This window comes from Rhodoferax lithotrophicus, assembly GCF_019973615.1.
Lineage (GTDB): Bacteria > Pseudomonadota > Gammaproteobacteria > Burkholderiales > Burkholderiaceae_C > Rhodoferax > Rhodoferax lithotrophicus.
Window position 1 is genome coordinate 4820412 of the sequence record NZ_AP024238.1, and the last position, 25218, is coordinate 4845629.

At 56.6% G+C, this 25218-nt stretch carries 24 protein-coding genes; 16 read left to right on the plus strand and 8 right to left on the minus strand.

From position 1 onward, the window contains the following. Positions 1 to 184 precede the first annotated feature (184 nt). The 3 genes from LDN84_RS22960 to LDN84_RS22320 all read left to right on the plus strand — a co-directional run bounded on the left by LDN84_RS22960 (position 185) and on the right by LDN84_RS22320 (position 1400). A complete protein-coding gene (locus tag LDN84_RS22960) occupies positions 185 to 313 on the plus strand; it encodes a hypothetical protein (RefSeq protein WP_255610432.1) in 129 nt (42 codons plus the stop codon). 215 nt (positions 314 to 528) lie between these two features. Beyond that, positions 529 to 1005, plus strand: a complete 477-nt coding sequence (locus LDN84_RS22315) for a helix-turn-helix domain-containing protein (protein WP_223906116.1) — start codon at positions 529 to 531, stop codon at positions 1003 to 1005. A gap of 110 nt (positions 1006 to 1115) precedes the next feature. Next, the gene (locus LDN84_RS22320; RefSeq protein WP_317134812.1) at positions 1116 to 1400 is read left to right on the plus strand and encodes a VapC50 family PIN domain-containing toxin; all 285 of its coding nucleotides are present in this window, start codon (positions 1116 to 1118) and stop codon (positions 1398 to 1400) included. Positions 1401 to 1471: 71 nt separating this feature from the next. Here the strand turns inward: LDN84_RS22320 and LDN84_RS22325 are convergent, their stop codons facing one another. Then, the gene (locus LDN84_RS22325) at positions 1472 to 1810 is read right to left on the minus strand and encodes a DUF488 family protein (RefSeq protein ID WP_317134813.1); all 339 of its coding nucleotides are present in this window, start codon (positions 1808 to 1810) and stop codon (positions 1472 to 1474) included. Positions 1811 to 1991: 181 nt separating this feature from the next. On the opposite strand from LDN84_RS22325, the gene LDN84_RS22330 reads away from it, so the two are divergent. The 3 genes from LDN84_RS22330 to LDN84_RS22340 are packed head-to-tail and all read left to right on the plus strand — an operon-like array spanning position 1992 to position 3786. Continuing rightward, positions 1992 to 2336 (plus strand): DUF4031 domain-containing protein, encoded by a 345-nt coding sequence (locus LDN84_RS22330; RefSeq protein WP_223906120.1) that lies wholly within the window; start codon positions 1992 to 1994, stop codon positions 2334 to 2336. An 11-nt stretch (positions 2337 to 2347) separates the two neighbouring features. Next, positions 2348 to 2680: a hypothetical protein gene (locus LDN84_RS22335; RefSeq protein WP_223906122.1), complete on the plus strand. Its 333-nt coding sequence runs from the start codon at positions 2348 to 2350 to the stop codon at positions 2678 to 2680. After that, complete coding sequence (locus LDN84_RS22340; RefSeq protein ID WP_223906125.1) at positions 2677 to 3786, plus strand: ImmA/IrrE family metallo-endopeptidase; 1110 nt, start codon at positions 2677 to 2679, stop codon at positions 3784 to 3786. Before LDN84_RS22335 ends, LDN84_RS22340 begins: the two co-directional genes overlap by 4 nt. On the opposite strand, the gene LDN84_RS22345 is transcribed toward LDN84_RS22340, so the two are convergent. The 5 genes from LDN84_RS22345 to LDN84_RS22365 all read right to left on the minus strand — a co-directional run bounded on the left by LDN84_RS22345 (position 3787) and on the right by LDN84_RS22365 (position 9521). Beyond that, positions 3787 to 4740 (minus strand): alpha-glutamyl/putrescinyl thymine pyrophosphorylase clade 3 protein, encoded by a 954-nt coding sequence (locus LDN84_RS22345; RefSeq protein ID WP_223906128.1) that lies wholly within the window; start codon positions 4738 to 4740, stop codon positions 3787 to 3789. Between the two features lie 41 nt (positions 4741 to 4781). Further along, positions 4782 to 5822, minus strand: a complete 1041-nt coding sequence (locus LDN84_RS22350; protein WP_223906130.1) for a thymidylate synthase — start codon at positions 5820 to 5822, stop codon at positions 4782 to 4784. Positions 5823 to 6077: 255 nt separating this feature from the next. Continuing rightward, entirely contained in the window at positions 6078 to 7136 is a 1059-nt protein-coding gene (locus LDN84_RS22355; protein ID WP_223906133.1) for a PDDEXK nuclease domain-containing protein, read from the minus strand. 378 nt (positions 7137 to 7514) lie between these two features. Further along, positions 7515 to 9338, minus strand: coding sequence for a 3'-5' exonuclease (locus LDN84_RS22360; protein ID WP_223906136.1), 1824 nt, complete (start codon positions 9336 to 9338; stop codon positions 7515 to 7517). Between the two features lie 18 nt (positions 9339 to 9356). Further along, positions 9357 to 9521 (minus strand): LiaI-LiaF-like domain-containing protein, encoded by a 165-nt coding sequence (locus LDN84_RS22365; RefSeq protein ID WP_223906138.1) that lies wholly within the window; start codon positions 9519 to 9521, stop codon positions 9357 to 9359. Positions 9522 to 9658: 137 nt separating this feature from the next. Between LDN84_RS22365 and LDN84_RS22370 the strand changes: the two genes are divergently transcribed. Next, a complete protein-coding gene (locus LDN84_RS22370) occupies positions 9659 to 10960 on the plus strand; it encodes an ABC transporter substrate-binding protein (protein WP_223906141.1) in 1302 nt (433 codons plus the stop codon). A gap of 3 nt (positions 10961 to 10963) precedes the next feature. After that, positions 10964 to 13831, plus strand: coding sequence for an EAL domain-containing protein (locus LDN84_RS22375; RefSeq protein WP_223906143.1), 2868 nt, complete (start codon positions 10964 to 10966; stop codon positions 13829 to 13831). Between the two features lie 9 nt (positions 13832 to 13840). Here LDN84_RS22375 and LDN84_RS22380 read toward each other — a convergent pair whose 3' ends face one another. Continuing rightward, positions 13841 to 15634, minus strand: a complete 1794-nt coding sequence (locus tag LDN84_RS22380; protein ID WP_223906145.1) for a SulP family inorganic anion transporter — start codon at positions 15632 to 15634, stop codon at positions 13841 to 13843. A 56-nt stretch (positions 15635 to 15690) separates the two neighbouring features. Between LDN84_RS22380 and LDN84_RS22385 the strand changes: the two genes are divergently transcribed. The 8 genes from LDN84_RS22385 (at position 15691) to LDN84_RS22420 (ending at position 23193) form a co-directional block, all read left to right on the plus strand. Then, the gene (locus LDN84_RS22385) at positions 15691 to 16098 is read left to right on the plus strand and encodes a YchJ family protein (RefSeq protein WP_223906147.1); all 408 of its coding nucleotides are present in this window, start codon (positions 15691 to 15693) and stop codon (positions 16096 to 16098) included. A 315-nt stretch (positions 16099 to 16413) separates the two neighbouring features. Continuing rightward, a complete protein-coding gene (locus LDN84_RS22390) occupies positions 16414 to 17076 on the plus strand; it encodes a methyl-accepting chemotaxis protein (RefSeq protein WP_223906149.1) in 663 nt (220 codons plus the stop codon). Between the two features lie 4 nt (positions 17077 to 17080). Then, complete coding sequence (locus tag LDN84_RS22395; protein ID WP_223906151.1) at positions 17081 to 17554, plus strand: hypothetical protein; 474 nt, start codon at positions 17081 to 17083, stop codon at positions 17552 to 17554. 31 nt (positions 17555 to 17585) lie between these two features. After that, positions 17586 to 19160, plus strand: coding sequence for an extracellular solute-binding protein (locus LDN84_RS22400; RefSeq protein WP_223906153.1), 1575 nt, complete (start codon positions 17586 to 17588; stop codon positions 19158 to 19160). Between the two features lie 52 nt (positions 19161 to 19212). Next, entirely contained in the window at positions 19213 to 20091 is an 879-nt protein-coding gene (locus tag LDN84_RS22405; RefSeq protein WP_223906155.1) for a hypothetical protein, read from the plus strand. A 60-nt stretch (positions 20092 to 20151) separates the two neighbouring features. Continuing rightward, entirely contained in the window at positions 20152 to 20862 is a 711-nt protein-coding gene (locus LDN84_RS22410; protein WP_223906157.1) for a PspA/IM30 family protein, read from the plus strand. A 13-nt stretch (positions 20863 to 20875) separates the two neighbouring features. Beyond that, the gene (locus LDN84_RS22415; RefSeq protein WP_223906160.1) at positions 20876 to 22702 is read left to right on the plus strand and encodes an AAA family ATPase; all 1827 of its coding nucleotides are present in this window, start codon (positions 20876 to 20878) and stop codon (positions 22700 to 22702) included. Between the two features lie 32 nt (positions 22703 to 22734). Further along, positions 22735 to 23193: a TerB family tellurite resistance protein gene (locus tag LDN84_RS22420; protein WP_223906162.1), complete on the plus strand. Its 459-nt coding sequence runs from the start codon at positions 22735 to 22737 to the stop codon at positions 23191 to 23193. Positions 23194 to 23431: 238 nt separating this feature from the next. Here the strand turns inward: LDN84_RS22420 and LDN84_RS23035 are convergent, their stop codons facing one another. Beyond that, a complete protein-coding gene (locus tag LDN84_RS23035) occupies positions 23432 to 25198 on the minus strand; it encodes a methyl-accepting chemotaxis protein (RefSeq protein ID WP_276572409.1) in 1767 nt (588 codons plus the stop codon). Positions 25199 to 25218: the final 20 nt, after the last annotated feature.

The following is a 25218-nucleotide window of genomic DNA, read 5'->3' on the forward strand; positions in this document are numbered from 1 at the left end:
GAGTTTTAATCGGCCAAGCATTTTCAGCCGTCAATTCCACAAAATGAGCACCGTTGCTGCTTGACCTGCTGGCCGCCCACGCCGGGCAACTGGTCAACCACAGCAGCTATGGCGCGGCGCTGGGGCTGACCACCCCCACGGCGCAGAAGCCAGCGCCACCGTCCGCCCCCAAGACCTGCGCGGCTTGCGCCAATTACAAGCCGCAGTGGGGAATAAGTTTGTGCACGGCCTGGTGTTGCACGACCATGACCGCATCACCCCGTTTGACGAAAAGCTGCATGCGGGGCCGGTGTCGATGTTCTGGCGGGGGTAATGCCAGACCACGCCAAGCCATGCCATGCCAGGGTTGCACTTATTTTTTTAAAAAATAGGCCTCTAGCGCTTATGGGACGAGCGCAAGTAGCTATCAAATATCAAGTGAACTGGCACATTCATTTGCTTCGAACGTTGCGTTTATTGCGAATAATGCTATTATTTCCACCTATTGCAACTGGCCTGACTCAAAGCCGCCGCGCCAAGGAGAACCCCATGAAAGACCAGGAAGTGCTTGACCCCACCAACGACGCTGAAGCCGACATGGCCGCCATTGCCCTCCAGTGCCTAACGGCAGCGCTAGACCATTCCAAGGCGGACCACATCAACATCATTCTGGATGTGAGCGAAGAGGGCGAAGCCAGGCATGAGACCCCGGTGCTGAAACTGCCACCCCGTGCCCTGCGCTTTTTTGCCGATGTGTTACGCCAAATGGCCAAGCAAGAGCCCATGCTGCTGGTGCCACAAAAGCACGAACTCACCACGCAAGAGGCGGCCAATTTTTTGAACGTGTCGCGCCCCTTTGTCATCAAGGAAATCGAGGCCAACCGCCTCAAATGCCGCAAGGTCAACCGCCATCGCCGCATCGAATTTGAAGAACTGCGCCGCTACCAGGCCGCGCAACAACAACAGTCTGAGCAGGCCCTACAAGACCTGACCAAGTTGTCTGAAGAACTAGGGTTGGCGTTGTAAGTGGCTGGTTCGGCGCGTTACACGGTCATTCTGGATGCGAATGTCCTGTACCCGCAGCTGGTGCGTGACACCCTTCTGAGTCTGGCCGTTGAGCGCCTTTACCACGCACTGTGGCCGCAGGCATTGCCGGGCACGCCGACGCTATCGTCACCTTCAACACCAAGGACTTTCCGGCAGATGTGTTGCAGCCCTATGGCATTGAAGTGCAACACCCCGACGAGTTTGTGATGAACCAATTGCAGTTGCAGAAGATACCGGCGCTGAGCGCCATCAAAAAGATGCGCGCCCGTTGGACCAACCCTGCGCGGCCAGCGCAAGAGTTGATCACGGCGTTTGAAAAACGAGGTTTGCCTATGACGGCTGACTTGCTGCGTGAGGCTGTCACGCTTATTTGATGTCAAATTGGCCTCTAGCCCAAGTAGGTCGTGCGCAAGCAGCTATTAATTCAAGAGTATTTTGTGACGATTCACCGCTTTCTCCACCAGTGACTGGCAATGCTGAGCAGAATGCTGATTTTTGAAAACCCCTTCTTACGCGACAGCGGCAGCTCGCGCACGTCCACCACGGTTTTCACCTGTGCGGCTTGCAGGCGGGCAATGAAGGCGTCTAGAACAAGGCCTTCGTAGCCGAGGGTAAAAAGGGTGGGGGTATGGGGTCGGGGGCCGATTTGATAGGGTGACCTGAGTTTTGAGCAAGTGGCGCTCGGATTCGCACCGTTATGTTGGATTGCAAGACCTGATCCCGGAGTCCCGTGATCCCGGAGTCCCACACGGAGTCCCTTCTGAGATTGCCGCTCTTGCGCCACCGCTGACCGTGATCGTCAAATTTGCCTGCACCACTGCCCTTACACTGCGTAGTCATATAGAGTGTGGGATACAGATGTACATATCGAAACCTATCGCTGGATGAAATCGAAAACAATATATATTACTCACGCTCTTAATTTCGATTTTTATAAGTAGTTCAGATCCATCGGAGTGAAGACGATGTCCGTTTACGTAGACAGTGTAAATATTCTTTGGCGCAATGCGTACTGGTGCCACATGCTTGCTGACTCTCTTGAAGAACTCCATCTCTTCGCCAAACATTTGGGGGTTAAACGCCACTGGTTTCACCGAAATGCATCCTACCCACATTACGATATAACGCGTGAAATGCGAGATTACGCGATAAATCAAGGCGCATTAATCGGTAGTCGAGAATTAATCATTTCATGCGCCAAACAACTAAAGAGAGAACTTAACCAGACCGTCAATCATACCCATTGCCTGCACCACCACTGTTGTCGAACAATGACGAGGCAACGCGATCTATTTAATTCTACGAATTGATTTTGTAACTAATGCTAGAGATTTCATTTGCTAACAAATCACTGCGTACTCTATGCGAGAACAGTGCAAAGGCGGAGGCAGCGTTTGGAATCGAAGCAGCGGTAAGATTACAACGCAGACTGGCAGATTTGAGAGCAGCAAATAATATAAATGAATTGGTAGACGGTAGTTACACCAAGGATACAGAAGGAATCGGAAATAAAATCATTTTTAATTTAAGCGTCGACATTAAAATGATAATAATACCAAACCATATGGTGATACCAACATTACGCACAGGCAAGACAGACTGGAAAAAAGTTCGAAGAATTAAAGTTATCGAAATTCAAAGTCATAAAAGATGACAACACACAAATTTCAGCCCAATTGGACTTCACCACCCGGTGATAGTATTCTAGATATACTACGATATAAATCCATATCACTTGAAGAGTTTTCTCAAAAATTCGGTGAGACCCAATCTGCGATTGATGCATTGGTACACGGGCGAACAGAACTTACAATAAAGCATGCAAAGAAACTTGAGTCACTTTTTGGCAGTCCATATACATTTTGGCTAGCGCGAGAGGAACAATACAGAAATGATCTGAGACGTTCAAAAGATGAAGAAAAAAGGTCATTGAATATGCAGTGGCTTTCTGAATTGCCACTAAAAGATATGGTTCGGTTTGGTTGGTTGAGGCCTAAAGTTAATGCAAAGCCGAACTTGACAGAGTGTTATGAATTTTTTAATGTCACATCGGTCGACGAGTGGAGAGATAGCTTCAATCATCAGCTAGGTTTGGCATCATTCCGTACATCAAACTCTTTTGCCCATAAACCGCTGTCTGTTGCGGCTTGGCTTCGCAAGGCCGAAATTGATGGTACAGCAGCAAAATGTGCAGACTGGAATGCGGAAAAATTTCAAGCAAGCCTGAATGAAATTCGTAAACTAACAAGAATTAAATCACCGCTTGAATTCTTGCCAATATTAAAAAATATTTGCGCAGATGCTGGAGTTGCCGTGACAGTAGTTCGGGCTCCCACTGGATGCAGAGCTAGTGGGGCAGCTCGCTTTATTACACCGAACAAAGCACTGATAGTATTGAGCTTTCGCCATCTAACTGACGATCACTTTTGGTTCACTTTTTTTCACGAAGCAGGTCATTTGCTTTTGCATAAAAGAGCAACAGTTTTTATTGATGGCCTTGAGGATAATGCATCAATTCTAGAGGATGAGGCGAATGCATTTGCTCAAGATGTATTAATACCTGAAAATAACATCAGTCGATTAACAAGCATTGAGCTTAACACAATGGGAATTGCAAGATTTGCAAAGGATATTGGAGTATCACCTGGAATAGTAATCGGACAGATGCAAAATAGTGGCCGAATTTCCCATGATCGCCTAAACGGTTACAAAAACAGATACACATGGGCGGAAATAGATGAGTATTTATCTTCACCCTGACTAGCCATTAAATCTCACAAACTTAGCCGGATTTTTTTGCCAATTACAGATGGCATCTTCCATTACCTGCATCGCTTGCGGTCCAACTTGCAAGTATTCTCCAAGCTTGAGAAATAGAGCATCTAGCTCTTGAATACCAAGCGGAATGTTTTTTGAACCATTAAATAACAAAAAACCACCACTTTTTGGACCGGTTGCTCCATGCATATATGCTGAATCAGCTTCAATGGAAACCAGCCCCATCTTCCCCAGCATAGTTAAGTAATCAAAACGACCAGTTCTGCCAAAACTCGCTACAGAGCTCATTGTGCGATATAGATAGCTAAAAACTGAGCGTGGATCCGCATCTGTTTTTCGTTTAGCTTCTTGAAATAAGTTAATATGCCTCTTTGTTGGTCCAATCCACTCTACATAAGTCGAAATTACTTTGTTAGGACTTTTTGGTTTGTTAGGTTTAAGAGTTTCATATTTACGATGATTACCAAATCTGCGCATTACACCATCAGCTCCTGCGAGAGTTAGATAGTTATTTTTAATCCAAGACTCAAACTCTGAAGTATTGTTGCTCACTGTATTCCAATCCCAAATTACACCTTGTTGAAGTCCTCCATATACATCTCGTGGAAGGCGCCAACCCGTGCTAAGACTTTTTCCAAAATGAGTGGCCAGAAAAACCAACCAGCATGCCTCATCAAGGTTTCCTTCTCTTTGATGAAGCTCAGCGGCTTTTAATGGATCAAAAAGGGGACTGCATGGGTCGGAGCGCTCGATAGATATAGGTCTCGACCGCATTACGGAAAGATAGCGGACACGACGAATACTATCAATTAATTGATCTATAAATGCAGCACAATTATCTGGATCAATGATTCCCGGCAATTCATGCTCATTCGCATCGAAGTCAACTAGCTTTGCGTACAAATGATTTCCAAGAGCTCTTTCACTTTCCTTCATACACGCCTTTTTAACAACTATAATTTGAACCCAAACAATTATTAAATACCAACTATTGGAATAATATCATCAATTGACATTTGCTTATCGCTTTCCCTATTACTAAGCAAAAGCGTTCGGCGTCGACTGTAATAAGTATCAATATATATATCAAAAACATCAGATGCCATTTGTCTTTTTATTGGATATATTTTTTTAATATCACCTGCCTTGCCATTTTTCCCAAGCCTAAATATCTTTAGCAGACGAGTAAGATCCTTCCAATATGGCGGAAGCTTTATTAAATTAAGGCCAACAACTCCCCCAGACCTTATTTCAAGCTCTACATCCAATAACGTCGAAATATATTCCCAAGGATCACTTAATGGCATGGGTGGCATTGCCGAATATTGATCAGTTGAATGCCATCCTTCATTTAAATACTGCAAAGCATCATCGATCTGCTTATCATATAAATGAAGACTCCCAACCGAATGCCGGTAGCTTCCAAGTCCAATATTAAGCTTTCTCGCTATCATTTCTTGCAACATGGTAAATGCAAAGATATCATGAGGAAGGCCCCAAAATGCATCATTAGAACGCATATATACAACCATGTGCAACTGATCATTGCGCCTAAAAAACTGAAGTACACATGTACATGGTATATCGTTATGATGTTCTGCAATATCTTCTGCGTCGAATATTTGAATAACTGCCTTTCTGGAGTCTCCACGTTTTGATAAGATTTTCAAGACATTAGATATTTGATCTTGCCCATGCATGCACCGAATGCGTGGACCATATCCACCATATATTGTCAACCCATCATCAGATGATTTCCTATATTCTGGCAAATAGTATTCTATAAAATCAAGGTCGTTTTTTCCACTTAGATACCATAAAAGTTCACCAAGACCACTGAATACCTTACCCTTTGTTTCTGATCGACTAAGCCGAGCTAAAGGATTTTTGAGTTCAAGCATCACTCCGATGATTTCTCGGGAATTACCCTTACTGGATTCAATAGAAACACCTCTTTTCAGAACCCTTCTAAGGGTTTTTTGCAGCAAGTCATCTATGGTCATTGCAGAAATAAACATAGTTATATTTTTGTTAAATATTGTCTGCAATGGTTGTCAAACTGGTCGATGGAGTAGCCACAGTCCACCCCCCCATCACCCTCCACCCCCAAAACCAACCTCTGCGTCGTCCGCGTCGCCGCCACATAAAACAGCCGGGCCTCGTCCTTTTCGGCCTCACCGTTTGCTGGCATGTGGCCCACGCCGGGCAGGGCCACCACCGGGAACTTCCGGCAATGGCGCCAAGAGACCCTCCGCGCACAGCTTTTTCTCAGCTCACGCATCCCCACCCCCTTCCAGCAGCACCCCGCGCCGCGCCAGCCGTTCCCGCGCTTCAATCAAAGCCTGGTGCAGGTGTTGCTCCAGCTCGGCCTTGGGTGGCAGCTCGGTCCAGTATTCGGCCACGGTGATGCCATCCTTGTGCATTTGCAGAAGCTCCACCTGTTCGCGGCTGGATTCGGCGCACAGGATCAGGCCGATGGGAGCCTCTTCGCCTGGCTGGCGCTCATATTTGTCCAGCCACTTCAGGTACAGCTCCATCTGACCCTTGTGGGCGGCTTTGAAATGGCCCAGCTTGAGTTCGATGGCTACCAAGCGGCGCAGGCGGCGGTGGTAGAACAGCAGATCCAGGTAGAAGTCTTCCCCGTCAATGACCATACGCTTTTGCCGCTCCACAAAAGCAAAGCCCCGGCCCAGCTCCAGGATGAAGGCTTCGAGCTGGCGCAGGATGGCGCTTTCCAGGTCGGCCTCGTCATGACCTTGGCGCAGACCCAGAAAATCGAGGAAGTACGAGTCTTTGAAGACTTGAGCGGGGGCGGTGGTTTGGGTAACGACCGGCTCAATCTGAACAGGGGCTGTCGATTGCAAAGTGGCAAGCTCGGTGCGCTCAAAGGCTTTGCGTTCGATCTGGTGGTGCAGCTCGCGCACGCTCCAGCCGTCGTGTGCGGCTTGCTGGGCGTAAAACTGGCGGGCTTGCGGGGTTTTGAGCGCCACGATGGCGACCATGTGGCTCCAGCTCAATTTTGTCGACAGTGTTGACACAATTGTCGCGTCGGGAAAGCTTTCGGCAAACTTCACCATGCGACGCAGGTTGCGGGACTCAAAGCCTCGGCCAAACTCTTGCGCCAACTGTTGGCCCAGTTGGTCTAGCAGTTGGGTGCCGTAGTTGGCCCGCGCACCGCCCAGCACCTCGGTGCGCAGGCGTTGCCCTACCGTCCAGTACAACCTTGTCAGCTCCGCATTCACCGCACCAGCCAGGCGCTGACGGCTGCTGGTTATCAGCGTGCGCAGTTCGGCGTGCAGGCTGTCGGCAGATTCGGGGATGACCTGGCTCACGGTTGCACCTTGCAGGCGTGCTGAACGCCAAGGTCGGTGCTGATGGAAGAAATGAAAGTCGCCATCCCTGAATCACCCCTGAGTGAACTTGTTTTTGATAGGTCAATCATGCCGCAAAGTTGTCTCGCCGCCATGCGGGATTGCCCTTGTGTTGGCATTCTAAAGACAAAAAATGCCTCTAGGCCTTATGAAATTTGCGCAACAAGCTACTTAATTTATAGTGAATCCAAGTCGGTTTCCCGATGCTGCACGGCAGGCAACCTCTTCCATGAACATTGAAAAATGAACGCGACAAGTTAATTTTTCAAGGATGAGAGGCCGCCAATCTAGGTGGAATGCCAACTGAATCGCGCCACTTAACGTGGCGCAATAGGATGTTCATGCCCCCAACCTGCGCCCAAACCCACCCTCTCCCCCCACCCCAATCAGCAGCCGGTGCGTGGCCCTTGTGGCTGCCACGTAAAACACCCGCGCCGCTTCCTTCTCATCCTCCCCCGGCGCCGGCATGTGGCCCACGCCGGGCAGTGCCACTACCGGGAACTCCAGGCCTTTGCTGACCTTCATGGTCATCACCTTGATCTTGTTGCTGGCGGGATCAAAGTCGCCGGTGCTGACGCGGTTTTCCAGCGGCAGGCCGCGCTGGTGCAGCACATGGGCGCACAGGTCGCGAGTTTTCCGGTCTGGGCACAGCACCGCCATGTCGCCCCAGGCGTGGCCTTCTTTGTGGGCGTTGGCCAAGTGGTCGGCGATGGCCTGCGCCTCGTCGCGCAGGGTGGGCAGGCGGATGATCAGCGGGGCTTCGCCCTCGCGCCCGCAGCTGACGGGTTTCACCAGCGGGATACCGTCTTCATCCTTGTCATCCGCAGTCAGCAGGTCGGCGGCGACCAGGCTGGCGGTTTGCAAAATCTGCTGGGTGTTGCGGTAGTTGATTTTCAGGATGGTGGTGCGGCCCTGGGCCTGGATGCCCAAGCTTTTGAAGCTGAATTTGTGGCTGCCGTTGCGTGCGGTGTGGTGCTCGTAAATGCTCTGCGCATCGTCAAACAGCACCAGCAGGCTGTTGCTGGCGGGGTCCACCATTTGCACCACCAGCTTGAGCCATTCGGGGGCAAAGTCGTGGCCTTCGTCGATCAGCACCGCCTGGTATTGGCCGCCGGGGATTTGGTTGCGCTCCACGCCCCGGATGACGGCTTCCACAAGATCATCAAAAAAGTGAGCGCCTTGCGCAGGCAGCGTCTGCCCAAACGCCCTAATTTGTTCATGACACCATTTGTGAAAGTGGCGCACGTGCACCTGGTCACTCAAGCCCTTGGCGTGCATCACGCTGGCCAGCTTCACGCCCAGCGGTTCGTTAAAGCACAGGATCAGAATGGGTTTGCTGCTGGCGCTGCTGGCCCGGGCCAGATGTTCAGCGCGGTAGCCCAGGATCATGGTTTTGCCCGAACCGGCCACGCCGTGGATCACGCGGTGGCCATCGCCCAAACTGCGGGCCAGTTGCTCCTGCTGCAAGTCCATCACCCGCATGATGCCGGGCAGTTCGGCATCGAGATCGTTGTCGTCAAACAGCGTTCCCTGGGCGGGTACGCGCACTTGCGGGAACATGATCCAGCGCACCCGGTCGATCATGGGCAGGCTGAGCACGCCGCGCATCAGGTAGGGGAACATGTCCCACAGGCGGCTTTGTATGTCTTCGGGGTCGGCCGACTCCAGCATCTCGTCTTTGCACAACACGCGGTGCGGCTCGATGGCGTGTTGCAGCTCAGCCGCCTTGAACTGCTGGCGGGTGATGTTGGGCAGCACCACGCCGTAGCTCCATGGAAAGGCCAGGTTGCCGGCGTGCGGGCCGTCAGGTTGGGTGAGTTGCGGGTCGCGTTTCAGGGCATCGACCACCTGGTGGGCGTACTGGCGAGCTTGCTCCAGCGGGTTGAGCACGGTTTTGGGCAGGCCGTCGGGGGCGATCACCCATGCTTGCTTGTCGGCCTGCGCAATGGTGGCGGGCTTCCAGTCTTTCACCTCCAGAATCAGCAGGCCACGGCGCGGGTGTAGCACCACAAAATCAGGGTGGGCGTTGGTGGGGCCAACCGGCACGTCGTACCACAGCAGGTAGTCGTCGTCGAGCTTCTTTTCCAGCCGCTCGGCCAGTCGTTTTTCACCGGAGGTCATGCGTGACACGCATGCGCTGAAAGCCGGTATCAGAGTCGCCATGGGTGGTGTTCTGGCGGGCTACTTTTTGTTGGTGAAAAGCAGCGACACCCCCACCGCAATCAGAATCGCCGGCCACCAGGTTTTCAGCAGCTCGGCCAGGCTGACATTGACCAGCCCCAGGTTGGTCAGCAGAAAAAACGTGCCCACGCCAATCAGCACAATGGCTGCAACATTTCCCTTCATGGTGTTCCTTTGTTTGAAATGGAAACATTGTCGTTAAGTTTGCCAAATCCGTACGTGATTGGAGGTGTGTGTCAGCGTTCAAGAAGCCGCATATGCGCTAATGGCAGCTATTCTTGAGGTTGATTTTGGAGATATCCATGACGCGAGTTGGAGCGTGTTGGTTGGCCATGGTGATGGGCTTGATTCTGGCGTTGACCGGGTGCGAGCGTGCGCCAGAACGCCCCACCAGCACACCGCCCAAAACCACCATCACCTTTCTGCACTATTTCACCGATTCGCTCAGTGGTGGCATTGACGACATGGCGCGCAGCTTCAACAACAGCAATACACAGTACGAGCTCAAGGCGGTGTCGCTGGATCATGAGGCGTTTAAAACCAGTATTCAGGAGTCCCTCAAGTCTGATCAGCCGCCAGACCTGTATGCCTATTGGGCCGGCGCGCGCACCGCATCTTTGGTGGCTGATCTGGAGCCGCTGGACGATGTCTGGCAAAAAGCCCGGCTCGATCAGGTGTTTGCACCCAGCCTGGTTCGTGCTGCCAGCAGTTACCAGGGACACAAATATCTGCTGCCCTTGACGCAGCACTACGTGGCTTTTTTCTACAACAAGAAGGTGTTTGCCCAACACGGGCTCAAGCCCCCGGGCAACTGGGCCGAATTTCTGGCGGTATGCGCCACGCTCAAGGCCCATGGTGTGGTACCCATTGCCCTGGGGGCCAAGGACAAATGGCCGGCGCAGTTCTGGTTTGACCTGTTGCTGTTGCGAACTGCACCCTATGAATTTCGTGAGCAGTTGATGGCGGGCCAGGTCAGCTACAACCACCCCAAGGTGAAAGCGGTGTTTGCCCAATGGGCCAGCCTGATGGAGCAGGGCTATTTCAACGACAAGCCCAACACACAAGCGTGGGACAGCGGTGCCAATGAAATGGTCTACCAGGGCCGAGCCGCCATGACGCTGATGGGCACCTGGAACATTGGTTATTTTGGCAACGCCGCGCACCAATGGGTGGCCGGGCAGGACTACGACTTTTTCCCATTTCCCGTGGTGTCGCCAGATATTCCCGTGGTGGCCTTGGGGCCGATTGACGGGCTGGTGCTGCCAAAAAAAGCCCTGAACCGCGAAGGCGCCAAACAGGCCATGGTGTACCTTGCAGGCATTGAGGCACAACAAGCCATCAGCCATGGCAGTGGTGCGTTGGCCCCCAGCATTCTGGTGCCGCGCGCGTTTTACAGCGACATTCAGCAGCGTGTGCTGATGGCCATTGAGCAAAGCCCGCAGTTTGCCTTCAATTACGACCTGTCCACCCCACCCGCCGTGGCTGAATTGGGGCTGGCGGCGTTCTCCGAGTTTTTGGCCTTTCCCAAAGCCTACCCGGAAATCCTGGTCAAGCTCGGCCATGATGCCAGCGCACGTTTTCAAAGCCTCAACACCAAGCCCTAAACCGTGCACCTATTTAATCAACTGAAGTTACGGCAGAAAGTGGGGCTCAGCTTTGGTGTGCTGATGGCTTTGATGATTGCCAATGCCGTTGTGGTTGCACTGGCAACATGGTCTGTCTCGCAGCAAATGGGTCACCAAAAAATGATGACCAACGTGTTGGCCGAAGTCAGCCAGGTCAGGCTGCTGGCAAGCCGCTTTGTCAACAACCATTCGCGTGATGCGGCCCAGCAGGTTTTTCAAATCCTGTCAACGACCCGCGATCAGGTTGAACGCGCGGATGCAGTTTTGACGGCCGATCAACGTCAAAGCATGTTGTCGCTACTGGATGACTTCAAGCTGAATTTTCAGAAATACGTGGTGGAAATCGACCAGAAGGCCGCGCTTGAAAGCCGGGCCTCTGCGCTGGGAAAGTACATGGCGCTGCAGCTGCAAGAGGCACAAGACCAAACCTTCATCCGTGCACACCCGGACACTTTGCGCGCCTTGAATGTGCTGGAGTTTCAGCTCATGACGCTGCAATGGGCCGCCAACATCAGGCCGGCCATGGGTTCCCCTGCCGTGGTGGATGCAGCAGCAGACATTCATCAAACCCTGGCCACATTGCGGAACAGCAGCACGTTTACCAACGGTCATCAACGTGATGGCCTGCTGCTGTTTCGCATTGAGCGTGATGCCCTTGACTATTTGGCGAGTTTTGAGAATTCCCAACGCTACCAGCGCCTGAATGCCAGCACCGAAAACACGCTTTTCAGAATTTCGGACGAATTCAAGGTTGCGGTCCAACAGGTTGAGCTCAGTGTGGCGCAAGTCATGCACAACCGCATCACCCAGGTGGTGGTGGTGGTGTTGGCCATTTTTGTGGTGTCGGTGTTCAGTGCATGGGCCTTGACGCGCTCCCTGCGCCGTGCCATCTTGCAACCGGTGCAGGCGCTGGTGGGGGCCACCCACGAAATTGCCAACGGTAACCTGCAAGCCCGTGCCCACATCGAGGTGGATGACGAGGTAGGTGAATTGTCCAGATCGTTCAACCAAATGGCCTGCAACCTGGCAGAGTCACGCGTCGAGCTGCTGGACAAACAAGACGCGCTGCAGCGTGCGCAAGACAGTCTGGAGCAGCGTATTCAAGAACGCACCGAGCAGCTGGTGGCTGCCAACCATGCCCTCGCTGCCCGCGAGCTGCTGGTCAACCAGATCATGGACACCGCACCCATTTCGGTATTTCTGGTGGATATGACCGGGCGCATCACCCAGGCCAACAGCAGCATGGTCGAGATGTTTGGTTACCCCATGGACACGCTGATTGGCATGGAGTATGTGGCGCTGGTGGACCCTACCGAGATTGAAATGCGCCGCCAGAAAATGCTGGCCCTGATGAACAGCGAAATTTCCATCGTTGATCTGGACCGCAAGTTTCTCCGCGCTAATGGGGAAGAGTTCTGGGCACATCTGACAGGCAAGCTGATCAGCGGTGTGGCGGGTGAAAAGCTTGGTCTGGTGGGTGTGATTGCCGACATCACCGCGCAGCGGGAACATCAGCAGCAGCTGGAAAGTATTGCCCACTTTGATGCACTCACCGGCTTGCCCAACCGCCTGTTGCTGGCTGACCGTTTGCAGCAGGCCCTGATCCAGTGCCAGCGCAAAAACAATATGCTGGCCGTGGCCTACCTGGATCTGGATGGGTTCAAGGCGGTCAACGACAGCCACGGCCATGAGGCGGGCGACGACCTGCTGGTAGCCCTGTCCCGACGCATGAAAGAGTGCCTGCGAGAGGGCGACACCCTGGCCCGCATTGGCGGCGATGAGTTTGTGGCGGTGCTGGTGGATTTGCAGTCGATTGACGATTGCCAGCCGCTGTTACAACGCTTATTACATGCGGCCTGCAGCCAGGTGACCAGCAACACCCGCGCAGGGCCGAAAGAGCTGAAGGTATCGGCCAGCATTGGGGTCACGGTTTTCCCGCGCGACCCCAGTGATGCCGATGGCCTGATGCGCCATGCCGACCAGGCCATGTATGTGGCCAAACAATCCGGCAAGAACGCTTACCATTTGTTTGATATGGCCCATGATGAAGCCATCAAGACCCAACACGAAAGCCAGGAACGCATGCGCAGCGCCTTGATTCAAAACGAACTGGTGCTGTATTACCAACCCAAAGTGAACATGCGCACGGGTCAGGTCACCGGGGCTGAGGCACTGATTCGCTGGGCGCATCCGCAGCACGGTTTGCTGGCCCCGGCGGCTTTTTTGCCCACCATTGAAGACTTGCCTGTCAGCATTGAAGTGGGTGAGTGGGTGATTGCCAGCGCCCTGGCGCAAATGAGCGCCTGGCAGGCCATGGGCTTGCATCTGCCGGTCAGCGTGAACATCAGTGCCTACCAGTTGCAACAAAGCCGGTTTGCTATCCGCCTGAATGAATTGTTGGCCACCTATGCGGATGTTCATCCCTCCTGGATTCAGCTTGAGGTGCTGGAAACCAGTGCGCTTGAAGACATGGGCAAAGTGGGCCAGGTCATGCGTGATTGCCATGCCATGGGGGTGCACTTTGCACTGGACGACTTTGGCACCGGCTACTCGTCCCTCACCTACCTCAAGCGTTTGCCCGCCAGCACGCTGAAGATCGACCAGAGTTTTGTGCGCGACATGCTCGACGACCCGGGTGATCTGGCCATCGTCAACGGGGTCGTGGGGCTGGCCAGGTCATTCAGCCGCGAGGTCATTGCCGAAGGGGTGGAGACCTGTTTGCATGGCGAAAAACTGCTCTCCATCGGATGCGAACTGGCCCAGGGCTATGGCATTGCCCGGCCCATGCCCGCCCACCAAATCCCCGAATGGGTTGCCAACTGGCATCAGGAAGCCCGTTGGTCGGCTTGACCGGGGTGATCACACCTCGTCCCAGTCCTTCCAGTTCACTTCGTGCGTGGCGCGATAAATGTTGACCGCACTGCCCACCGTGGGGGCAAAGATGTCGTGGCCGATGATGTCGAGTGTGCCGTAGGCGTGCAGCCGGTCTTTGATCTGGCCCTTGAGCCCGGCAAAACACAGCTCAATGCCTTGGTGCTTGAGCTCGTGGTACAGGCTCACCAGGGCATCTGCGGCAGTGATGTCGATGTTGGTAATGGCATCAGCCACCACCACCAGGCGGTGGGTCGGGGTGGGCGCGCTGGCCACGGCGTGTTTGGCCTCTTCACGAAAGACCTCGCCATTGGCAAAAAACAGCTGGGCATCCCAGCGAAAAAGCACCAGGCCGGGCACCTGGCGACCCTCAGGGTGGCGACTGATATCGTGGTAACCCTTGGTGCCATCCAGCCGTGCCAGCACCGCAAAATACGGGTGCCAGGTGTTCCACAACAGCAGCAACATGGCCAGCGCCAGGGTGATCACAATACCTTCGATCACGCCAATCAGTGCCACACCAAAAAAGCTGGTCAGCGACAGGGCAAATTCAATCTTGTTCAGCCGGTACAGCTCACGCATGCCCGCCACATCGGCAAATGACAGGCAGGCAGCTATCACCACCGCAGCCAGCGCCGCACTGGGCAGGCTTTGCAGCAGCCACGGGGCCAGCATCAGCAGCCCGGCCACCGCCAGCGCCCCCACCACACCGGTGAGCTGGGTTTTGGAGCCTGCCGCTTCCGCCACCGGTGTGCGTGAGGCGCTGGCACTGACCGAAAAACCCTGAAACAGCCCGGCCGCCATGTTGGCCATGCCCAGCGCCAGCATTTCCTGGTTCTGGTGGACCTGGTAGCCGCCGCGTTGAGCCAGCAGGCGCGACAGCACGCTGGTGTCGGCAAACGACAGCAGCGAGATGATCACCGCGCCGGGCAGCAGCAGCTGCACGTCAGCCAGGGACACCTGTGGAAACTGCCAATGCGGCAGGCCTTGTGGCAGGCTGCCCACCACCGAAATGTGCGCACTGTCGGCCAGGTTGAACACGGCGGACACCGCCGTGGCCAGCACCACCGCCATCAACACACCAGGCCAGCGCCGGCGGTAGTGCGCAATCAGCAAAATCAGCGCCAGACAGCCCGCGCCGATCAACAAGGCCACCGGATTGGTTTGGCCGGCGGCAATACCCTGAACCAGCAGCGCGGTTTTTTCCAGCAAACCATCGGCCTTGACCGAAAAACCAAACACTTTGGGAAACTGACCAACCAGCACGGTCAGGGCAATGGCGTTCAAAAAGCCGATGCGAATGGGTTTGGACAGCAGATCCGCCACCATGCCCAGCCGGGCCAGCCCGATCAGCAGCGAGCAGATGCCCGACAAGATGGCCAGCATGCCCGCCAGCGCAATGGCGCGCTCAACACTGCCTGCGGCCATGGGCAGGATCAGCGCCGCAATCACCGCCGTCAGCGTCGAGTCCGGCCCCAGCACCAGGATGCGACTGGGGCCAAACAGCGCATAGGCCAGCAGCGGGATGATGCTGGCGTACAGGCCGTGAATGGCAGGCAGGCCCGAGGCTTCGGCATAACCCATGCCCACCGGCACCAGAATGGCGGTCAGTACCAGGCCCGCACCCAGGTCATGAAATAACCACGCCATCTTGTAGTGGCACAGGGTGGCCAGTCCGGGCATCCAGCGTTGCAGCAGGGTGAACAGTTGCCCAACCCGTTGCATGGTGTCTGGCGGTGTCCCAGGGGCTGGGAGAGGTGGGGCGTGGGGGGTGTCGTCCATGTTATGCAGCAAGTTTACGTGCCGCCCGATGCCCTTGCCCCGTTACCATTGCGGGCATGAAAAAGAATGCTTTGGCGAGTCATGCCACCTGCCCCTGCGACAGCGGTCAACCCTATGGTGCCTGCTGCGGCCCCTGGCACACCGGGTACGCAGCAGGCCAGCAGGCCCCCACGCCCGAGGCGCTGATGCGCTCACGCTACAGCGCTTATGTGCTGGGGCTGATCGACTACCTGCTGGCCACCTGGCACCCGTCCACCTCACCGGGGGAGCTGGAGCTGTCACCAGTCAAATGGCTCGGCCTGGAAGTGCGCCACGCACAGGCCACGGGTGATGCCGGCGTGGTGGAGTTTGTCGCCCGTTACCGCGAAAACGGCCGTGGCGTGCGCCTGCACGAGGTGAGCCGCTTTGTGCGTGAAGACGGGCGCTGGCTGTACATCGACGGGCAGATGCAGGAGCCGGAGTAATGCCATTCTCCGGTCATATTTGTATGGCTTTTTGACCTGTAGCGCTTGTCTGGGTTGCGCAAACAGCTATGAATTTAATAGTATCGCAATCCCCCTCCATGCATGTATTTTCCAGAGACAGGCAAGGGCAAAAAAGCTGCCGGATACCCCGCTACCCATTCCGGGATTACCCCTGGTCAGCCGCAGGATTGGCATTAAACTTCCCGGAGCCAAACAAGGGGAGGCATTGACGGAATGCACCCTCCCCATAGCTGCACCCTAGGCACTGTTCATGGGTAGTTACGGTTTATCAATCATCGGGGAATGGAGTCACCAATGAAGGGCATGCTGGATTTTCTGGAAAAAGCCGGGCTGGTCAAGAAAGACGAGCCCGTACCGCCACCCAGTGACAACACGGACACGGCCAGTGCCCCCCCGCTGATCACCGAGCCGCTGATCATGGACATCCCAGCCGCCATACCCAGTGGTGAGCCGCTGGACTTGGCCCGCATTTATGCCGACCAGGGGGTGCCTGCCTCCATTTACCCCGCCGAGCGTTTGCTGCGTCTGGTGGATGGCCTGAGCGCCATGGACGAAGCCACCCGCCTGATGGCCATCAAAGCCATGGACGCGGCGGATGAATCCTGGTCGATTGAAGACCCGCTGGCCGATGCCGCGGCCAAACTCACCGCCCTGGCCACTCATGCCGAACAACTGCAGATGCGCCAGCAAGCGCTGCAAGCCCAGACCCAGGCCCGGCTGGATGCCGTAGCCGCCCGGCAGGCGCAAACCGTGGGCGACATCCGCCAACAGATCAGCGAACTCGAAGCCCTGGTAGAGCGTGAACTGGCCCGTGCCGCGCAGGAAACCGCCACACAACAAGCCGCACTCCAGACCGCGCAGGCACAAACCGCCCGCGAGCTGGGTGAAATCGCCCAAACCAGCCAACGCCTGCAAAGCCTGGCCCGGCAATTTGGCTCAACCCAAGCACAGGAATAACCCCATGGCCAGTTTGACCCCTCTCTCCAAAGGCCTGATTGGCCTGGCTGTTATTGGCGGCATGGCCTCGGCGGTGTGGCATCTGGCGTTAAAAGACCGCTTCAGCGCCCCCGTGCAAACGGCAGCCCCAGCAACCAGCAGCACACCCGGGCTGCAAACCTCACCCGAGCCACAACCCGCTGCCGCACCGTCGCCGACCAACCCAACACCTGTGACCACCGGCAACCAAGGCGCCCCCAAATTGTCCGCCGCCGACAACGCCGAGCGGGGTCGCCAACTGCTGGAGCAGGGTGACTTTGCCCAGGCGCGGGTTCATCTGGAGCAAGCGGTGAAAGACGGCGACGGTTCCGCTGCCTGCCACCTGGGCGACATGACCCTCAAGGGCCAGGGCGGCCTCAGCGCCAACCAGGAGCAGGCCGCCAAACTGTTCCAGCTGGCGCAATCACGCAACGTGATTTGTTTTGCCCCAGGCCAATAAACCCATTTCCTTTTTTCACCAGGATCACCCCATGAAACTTCGCACCCTTGCTCTCATCGTGAGTTTGCTTGGCAGCGGCCTGCTGGCGGGCACGGCCCAGGCCCAAGGTTTTGTATTCGGCACCGCCCAACCGGCCAAGCCGGAAGCAGCCGCGCCCAGTGGGGCACGCAGTGCCAAGGTGGAAACCGCCCAGCGCCTGCTGGCCCGCATGGGCTTGCTGCGTGAAACCCCCAGCGGCACGCTGACCCCGGCCACCCAGGAGGCCATTCGTGCCTTCACCGCCAAAAACGGCTTGCCCGCCACCAGCCAGGTCACCGATGCGCTGGTCAACTCGATTCGCCGGGTGATCTGGCAAACCCAAAACTGGTCGGGCGGCAATTACAAGGGCCGCGAGAAGCTGGTGGATGCCGCTGGCCTGCGTGAGGCGCAAATCCTGCTCGGCAAGCTCGGCTTTGATGCCGGCCCGCTGGACGGCACCTTTGGCCCGCAAACCCAGGTCGCCACCGAGGCGTTTCAAGAGTCGCAAAGTGTCACCGTGGACGGCCTGATCACCGCCACCGTGTTGATGAACTTGCGCCGCGCGGTCAACGGTGTGGGTGCCAATGCCAAGGAAACACTGCGCGTGCTGAACTGGCCCGACTACATCGAACCCAGTGTGCTGCAAGACTTTGAAAAAGAATTCAAGATTCGCCTCATCTACGACATTTTTGCCGGCAATGACGACCTGCAAGCCAAAATTCAAAGCAGCAAAACACCGTATGACCTGGTGTTCCCCACTGCCAACGCCGTGCCCGCCATGGCTGCCAAAGGCCTGCTCGGCAAGCTGGACAAAGCCAGCCTGAAAAACCTCAGCAACATCGACCCACGGGTCGATGCCACCCTGCGCTCCTGGGACAAAGACGGTGCCTACAGCCTGCCTTACATGTGGTACACGGTGGGCATCGCCTGGAACCCCAAACTCACCGCCAAAGCTTTCCCCGGCCACGCCATGGATGCACTCACCAATGTGTTTGACCCCGAGACCGCCCGGCGCTTCCAGTCTTGCGGTGTCGGTGTGGTGGATTCGGCCAGTGATGTGGTGCCGCTGGCCGCCATGGCCGCTGGTGTGCCGAAATGGGATGGCAAGAACTCCAGCAACGCCGCGACCCAAGTGCTCAACCGCCTGAGCGGCATTGTCAAGGTGATTCCCACCGACCAGTTTATTGACGCGCTGGCCAACGGCAAAATATGTGTGGCCATCGGCTTCTCGGGCGACGCGGTGCAGGCCCAGACCAAATCACGCGGCGCGGTGGAATACCGCGTGCCCTCAGACGGCGGCCTGCTGGCCATTGATGCCATGGCCGTGCCCGCCAACGCCCGCAACAAGCGCGCCGCCCACCTGTTTATGGACTACCTGATGCGTCCGCAAGTGATTGGCAAAATCTCCAACACCGTGGGTTATGCCAACGCCAACCTCAAGGCGGGTGAGTTCATGAGTGAGGCCGTCAAGTCCAACCCGGCGGTGGTGCCCAGCACCACGGCATTAAGCCTGTCGTCCCCGATCCCGATCCTGTCCGAACAAGACCAGCAGGACATCAGCCGCATCTGGGCCAAGTTCGCCAAGTGATTCCACACGTGATGCATCAAGTCAGCCTGAACCCCATCGTTGGACTCCAGGTGTGAGCGCCAAGCCGTCTTACCTGGGTGCCTTTCTGAAGCATCCCAACAACCGCGTGGCCCTGCTGGCTGCGGGTGTGGTGGGCATTTTTGCCTCCATCCCCTGGGGTTGGGCGGGCCTGGCGCTGGCGGGTGTGCTGGCCCTGGGCAGCGAGGTGCTGGCCGCACTGGCGGTGCCCAGTCTGCCCGCGTTTCGCGCCGCCGTGGACCGCCAGCAGCACCATGAGCAACGCGCCCAGCGCCGCCTTGACCTGCTGGGCGAGATCAGCGGCTACGGCGACAACGCCGCCCTGAGCACTTACCAGCACATGGTCAGCCGGGTGCAAGCGCTGTACCAGACCGCAGATGACAGCCGCACCACACTGACGCGCCAGGATGTCGAAAAACTCGAAGACCTCACCGTGGACTACCTCGGGCTGTGTGCCGTGAACCTGTCGCTCAAGCAGCGCAGGGATCGCACCCATGACGAAGAGGTGGTACGGCGCATGGCCGTTATCCAGCATCAGCTGCAAACCCCGAACCTGCCCGAAGACGAAGCCCGCCAGTTGCGCAGTGCCCTGGCCGAATACACCGAGGTAATGAACCGCGCCCGCCGCCTGGCGGTGCGCCGCAGCACGCTGGAGGCCACACTGCTGGCCATGCCCGACAAAATGGAAGAGGTGTACCAGCTGGTGATCACCTCGCCCTACGCCAGCGACATGGGTGGCAAGCTGGAAGAATCACTTTCGCGCCTGCGCCTGGCCGAAGAAGTGGCGGCTGAATTTGATTCGTCCGACGCGTTTGACCAGGCACCCGCCAAACCCGCCGCAACCAGCTCCAGTTTGCCGCCCAGATTTCAGGCCGCCCAACGGGCGGCACCAGATTCTGCCAACAGCCGTTGACACACACGCTTTGCCAGCTTCCAGACCATTAACCCCACCCATTCAACCAGGAGAACCCCCATGGCCAATAACGCAATCTTCGCCCGCCTGTCCAACCTCTGGAGCGGTTTTATTTCACTGTGGGTGTCCGATGTGGAAAAAGCCCACCCGGAAATCGCCTACCAAAACGCCATTGCCTCGATGATCGAGAAATACACCCAGCTCAAGGCCGCCACCGGGGCCATCATTGCCCGCCGGCAAGAGATCACCGCACGGCTCGACACGGCAGAGCGCGAACTCGCCAGCGTGGCCGCTGACCTGGAAACCGCCCTGGCGACCAACCAGGACGACCTGGCCGTGGTGCTGATCCAGAAGAAAAACACGCTCGATGCGGCGATTGCCGAGTTGCGTGCCGATGCCACCCAGGCCACCGCCGATGCGGACAACGCCAAGGATTCGCTCACCCAAGTCAAGACCGAAATCGACAAACTCAAGGCTGAAAAAGATCGCATGCTGGCGCAGATGCACAGCGCCCAGGCCCGGCTCAAAATCCAGGGCCAGCTCGACGGCCTGTCGGTCGATGCCGAAGTGCAGGCCCTGGGCGCGGTGCGTGACCACATCAAGAGCCAGGTGGCCCAAGCCAGCTTGGGCTCTGAGCTGCGCGAATCGGATCTGGACGTGCGCCTGAACAAGCTGCGCCAAAGCAGCGCCAGCGTCACCGCCAAAGCCCAGTTGGAGGCCATGAAACAAGCCCGCGCCGCCGCCCAGTCGGCCCCGGCCAAAACCCTCTGAACTGCGCAGCCCCATGAGCGTTCCCGCTACCCCACGTGCTGACCTGCCCAAGTGGGCCGAAACGCTACGGCAAAAGTACCTGGCGGCCGAGGCCTCCACCTTTGTGCTGTACCGCAATGTGTTTGACAACTTTCTGGTGGGCGGCAAGTTACACAACCTGCAGTCGTTTCTGGTGGAAGAGTTGTTCCGGGACACCAAAAAAAGCGTGGTGGAGGTCAGCCTGGAGCGTGGCATACGCAGCCTGAACGGCAAAACCAGCGCGGCGCTGGCCGAACTGAATGGCGATGCACCCGACCTGCTGTCGCAATTACACCGGCTGGAAGCCCAGATGCGCAGCGAGCAAAGCACCGCCGTCATCGTGCCTTATGCCGATGCCCTGTTGCCCGCCGGTGACCCGAGCTTCATGGCGCAGACCGATCGCCAGACCTATCTGGTGTTTCACCGCTGGTCGCTCGATGCCAGCCTGACCCAGGGCGACAACATCACGATTTTGATCACCGAGTCACTCGGGGCCATCAACCCCGGCCTGCTGTCCAACCCCAAGGTGGCGGCCATCGAAATCCCGATGCCCGACCTGGCCCAGCGCAAGCGGGTGATGGCGTTTTTTGCCCCCCAACTCAGCGAGCCCCAAGTCACGCTGTTTTCCGAGCGCACCGGTGGCTTGCGCACGGTGCAATTGGCCAGCATTCTGGCCAGCTCGCAAGGCCATGGCCTGAGTGAGGCCGAGCGGCGCAGCCTGATCTTGCAACTGTTACAAGGCACACCCGATGCCGAGTCCCGCGCCAGCACACTGGCGGCCATCACCGCCGGCATGACCCCGGCAGAAATCGGCAAACTGATCGAACCCGGCAAAGCCCTGCCCGCCAGTGACCCGAATGCCGAAGTGCTGAAAGTCATCCACGCCCGCAAGCGCGAGATGATCGAAAAAGAATGCGCCGGGCTGATCGAATTCATCGAGCCCAAACACGGTCTGGCCAGTGTCGGTGGGCACGAACACATCAAGGCCGAACTGCTGGCGATTGCCAAAAACCTCAAAGAAGGCAACACCACCCTGACCCCCATGGGCCTGCTGGCCGTGGGGCCGATGGGTTCGGGCAAAACCTTTGTCATCAAGGCGTTTTTGAAAGAAGCCGGTCTGTCGGGCGTGGCGCTGAAAAACTTCCGCTCCAAATGGGTCGGCTCAACCGAGGCCAACCTGGAGCGCGTGCTGGCCACCGTCAAGGCCATGGGGCCGATTGCGGTGATCATCGACGAAGGCGACCGCAGCTTTGGCAACGGCGGCGGTGAAGGCGGTGACGACGGCACCAGCTCGCGGGTGATCGCCCGCCTGAAGGAATTTATGGCCGAGACCGAGAACCGCGGCCAGGTGCTGTTTGTGATGATGACCAATCGCCCCGACAAGCTCGACACCGACATCAAACGCCCCGGCCGGCTGGACCGAAAAATCCCGTTTTTTTACTGCGAAACTGCCCTGGAGCGCGCACAGGTCTTGCGTGCGGTGCTCTCAAAATATTCTGAGGCCTGCACCGCCAGCACCGAAGAATTGCTCACCCTGTGCGAAACCCTGAGCGGCTACTCCAACGCCGACCTGGAAGCGCTGGCGCTGCTGGCGGTAGAAGCCGCCCACACCCAAGCCGTGGCGCTGGATGCCGCCGTGCTGAGTGCCGCCGCGCAAGATTTCATGCCGCCCCAAGAGCGTGACATGATTGAATTTATGGAGCTGCTGGCGGTGTCTGAAACTTCACGCCGCACGCTGCTGCCCAAACGCTTTCGCGACATGGCCACCGCCGACATCCAGAGCCACCTGCTGGCCGCGCGCCAACGCGCCCTGGCCCGCTAAACCCACATTCACCCCATTCACAGGAGATCACCATGCCACCCATGACCGACCAGAACCTCAGTCCCGCCCAAGTCACCCTACTCACCCAAGCCATGTTGTCGGTGGCTTTGGTGGACGGCATCCACCCCGCAGAGGCCGCGCTGATCGGCCAGTTTTACGAGACTTCGCGCAGCGCTGACATGCCCAGCACCTCTGCTGTGATGGCCAGCCCCGAAGTGCAGGCGTTTGACATCGCCACGCTCAAAGGCAGCAGCGCCGAGTTTGCCGACACCGTGGTGCTGATGTGCCTGATGACCGCCTATGCCGACGGTGCTCTCAGCGCCGCCGAGCGCAGCCATGTGCAAGCCATTGCCAGCACCCTGGGCCTGGACGCGGCCCACTTCGAGGCCCACCTGGCCCAGGTGCGTGACGAGCTGGTCGGGGCGCTGTCGCACCTGCCCGATGCCGGGTCGGTGGCGGTGGTGGTGAAGGAGCTGGCGGCACAGGATTGAGCTTGGCAGCACTGCTTCAATTTTCGTAGCTGCTTACGCTTATTGAATAAGGGCTGGAAGGTGATTTTGTTTGTATGAAATGCAGCGCATTAAGCTGCGGCAAGACCAGCACCAAAGAGCGCATTGCGTAGTTCGAATGCGCAAAGATGCTGGTCTTTCGTGTTCAGCAACGGTCAGAAGCCGAAGAAAAAAACCGCAGGGGGTTCCATCTGCGGCTCCTCCTCCTAGGACTCGCTACTCAAAATGTTTCCCATTCACCACCCGCTCCCTTGGCAGACGATGCAGCCATGACAGCCATCTTTCTGCCGGTGATGGGAAGGGCGAGATTTGCGATGGATTTGGAGGACGCCACCCGAGTACGCCGGTCAAGGCTCTTGGATACATTGGACTTTGCGGCGGGGGCACCCAAGAATGCTGAACGCGATGCCGCAATGGGATGGCTATCGTTGTCCCTCAGCTTGAACACGGCCACGGTTTGCACCAGATCTTGCGCTTGCGATTTGAGGCTGCCAGCTGCAGCGGCCATCTCTTCAACCAAAGCCGCATTTTGCTGGGTTACCTGATCCATTTGTGTCACAGCTTCGCCCACTTGACTGACCCCAAGGCTTTGCTCGTTGCTGGCCGCGCTGATTTCCCCCATGATGTCGGTCACCCGTTTGATCGAGGTCACCACCTCATTCATGGTGATGCCGGCCCGGTCAACCAGCGTTGTGCCTTGCTCAACCCGCTCCACGCTGACGTTGATCAGAGTCTTGATCTCTTTGGCGGCCTCGGCACTGCGCCCGGCCAAAGAACGCACCTCTGAGGCCACCACCGCGAAGCCGCGGCCCTGCTCACCGGCGCGGGCGGCTTCTACGGCGGCATTCAAAGCCAGGATGTTGGTCTGAAAGGCAATGCCGTCAATGACACCGATGATGTCGGCAATTTTGCGCGAGGCTTCATTGATGCCTTTCATGGTGCCCACGACTTGAGCCACCACTTCCCCCCCTTGAATGGCCACGGTACTTGCGCTCAGTGCCAACTGATTCGCCTGTAGGGCGTTGTCAGCGTTTTGTTTCACGGTGGCATTAAGTTGCTCCATGCTGGCGGCTGTTTGCTCCAGTGCGCTGGCCTGGCTTTCGGTACGGGCTGACAAGTCTTGGTTGCCTTGAGCGATTTCAGCACTTGCGGTAGAAATACTATCAGCCGACTGGCGTACGCGACCAATCAGATTGACCAAATTATTTTGCATTTGAGTCATCGCAGCAAGCACCTGCCCGGAAGCATCGCTTGAGCCGATAGGAATGGTTTCTGTCAGGTCACCCGCAGCCACCACGCGTGCAGCCTGTGCTGCCGAATTCATGACATGCGTGATGCCGCGTTGAATGCTCCAAGCCAAGAAGCTGGCGATAACGAGTGCCAGCATGGCCGTTATCAAAATGACCCCGTTATTCTGCTGCCCACGGGCCATGGCATCAGCACTCGCCTTTTCCATTGATGTCAACTCAAACGCTTGCAGGTTCGACAATAATTTCACGCAATCATCAAACGCGCCGCCCAGGGTAAACACGAAAGACGCGGCAGTCTCCACACCACTGCTTTTCAAGTCAAGTGTTGTGAGCGCCGTATCTTTGTAAATCTTGAAAGACTTGCCTATTTCTGACAGTGTTTTTGCCTGCTCCGGCGCAATATCTACTCTGCCTGCGGCACCTGCAATTGCTTTTTCAAACCCACCCAGCTCACGGACGATTTGATCGTCGAGTTGTTTGATAGAACTCGCTTTCTGGCCTGCCGCTTCCCACGCCAGACTCTGCATGATCAAGCGCTGGATTTCCTTGATATGGCCGTCCATGGCTTTAGTTTCCAGCAGGTGTGGCACGTTGCTTTCTGTCACACCACGCAAGGACTCAAGCAGCTTGGTATTTCCCAGAAAGGAAACGCCTGCCACAACCACCAGAAAAATCAACGCAATCGCGGGCGCAAATGCCACCTTGGCACCAATCGACGCATTTTTGAAAAAATTCATTAAGTTACTTCCTACAGGCT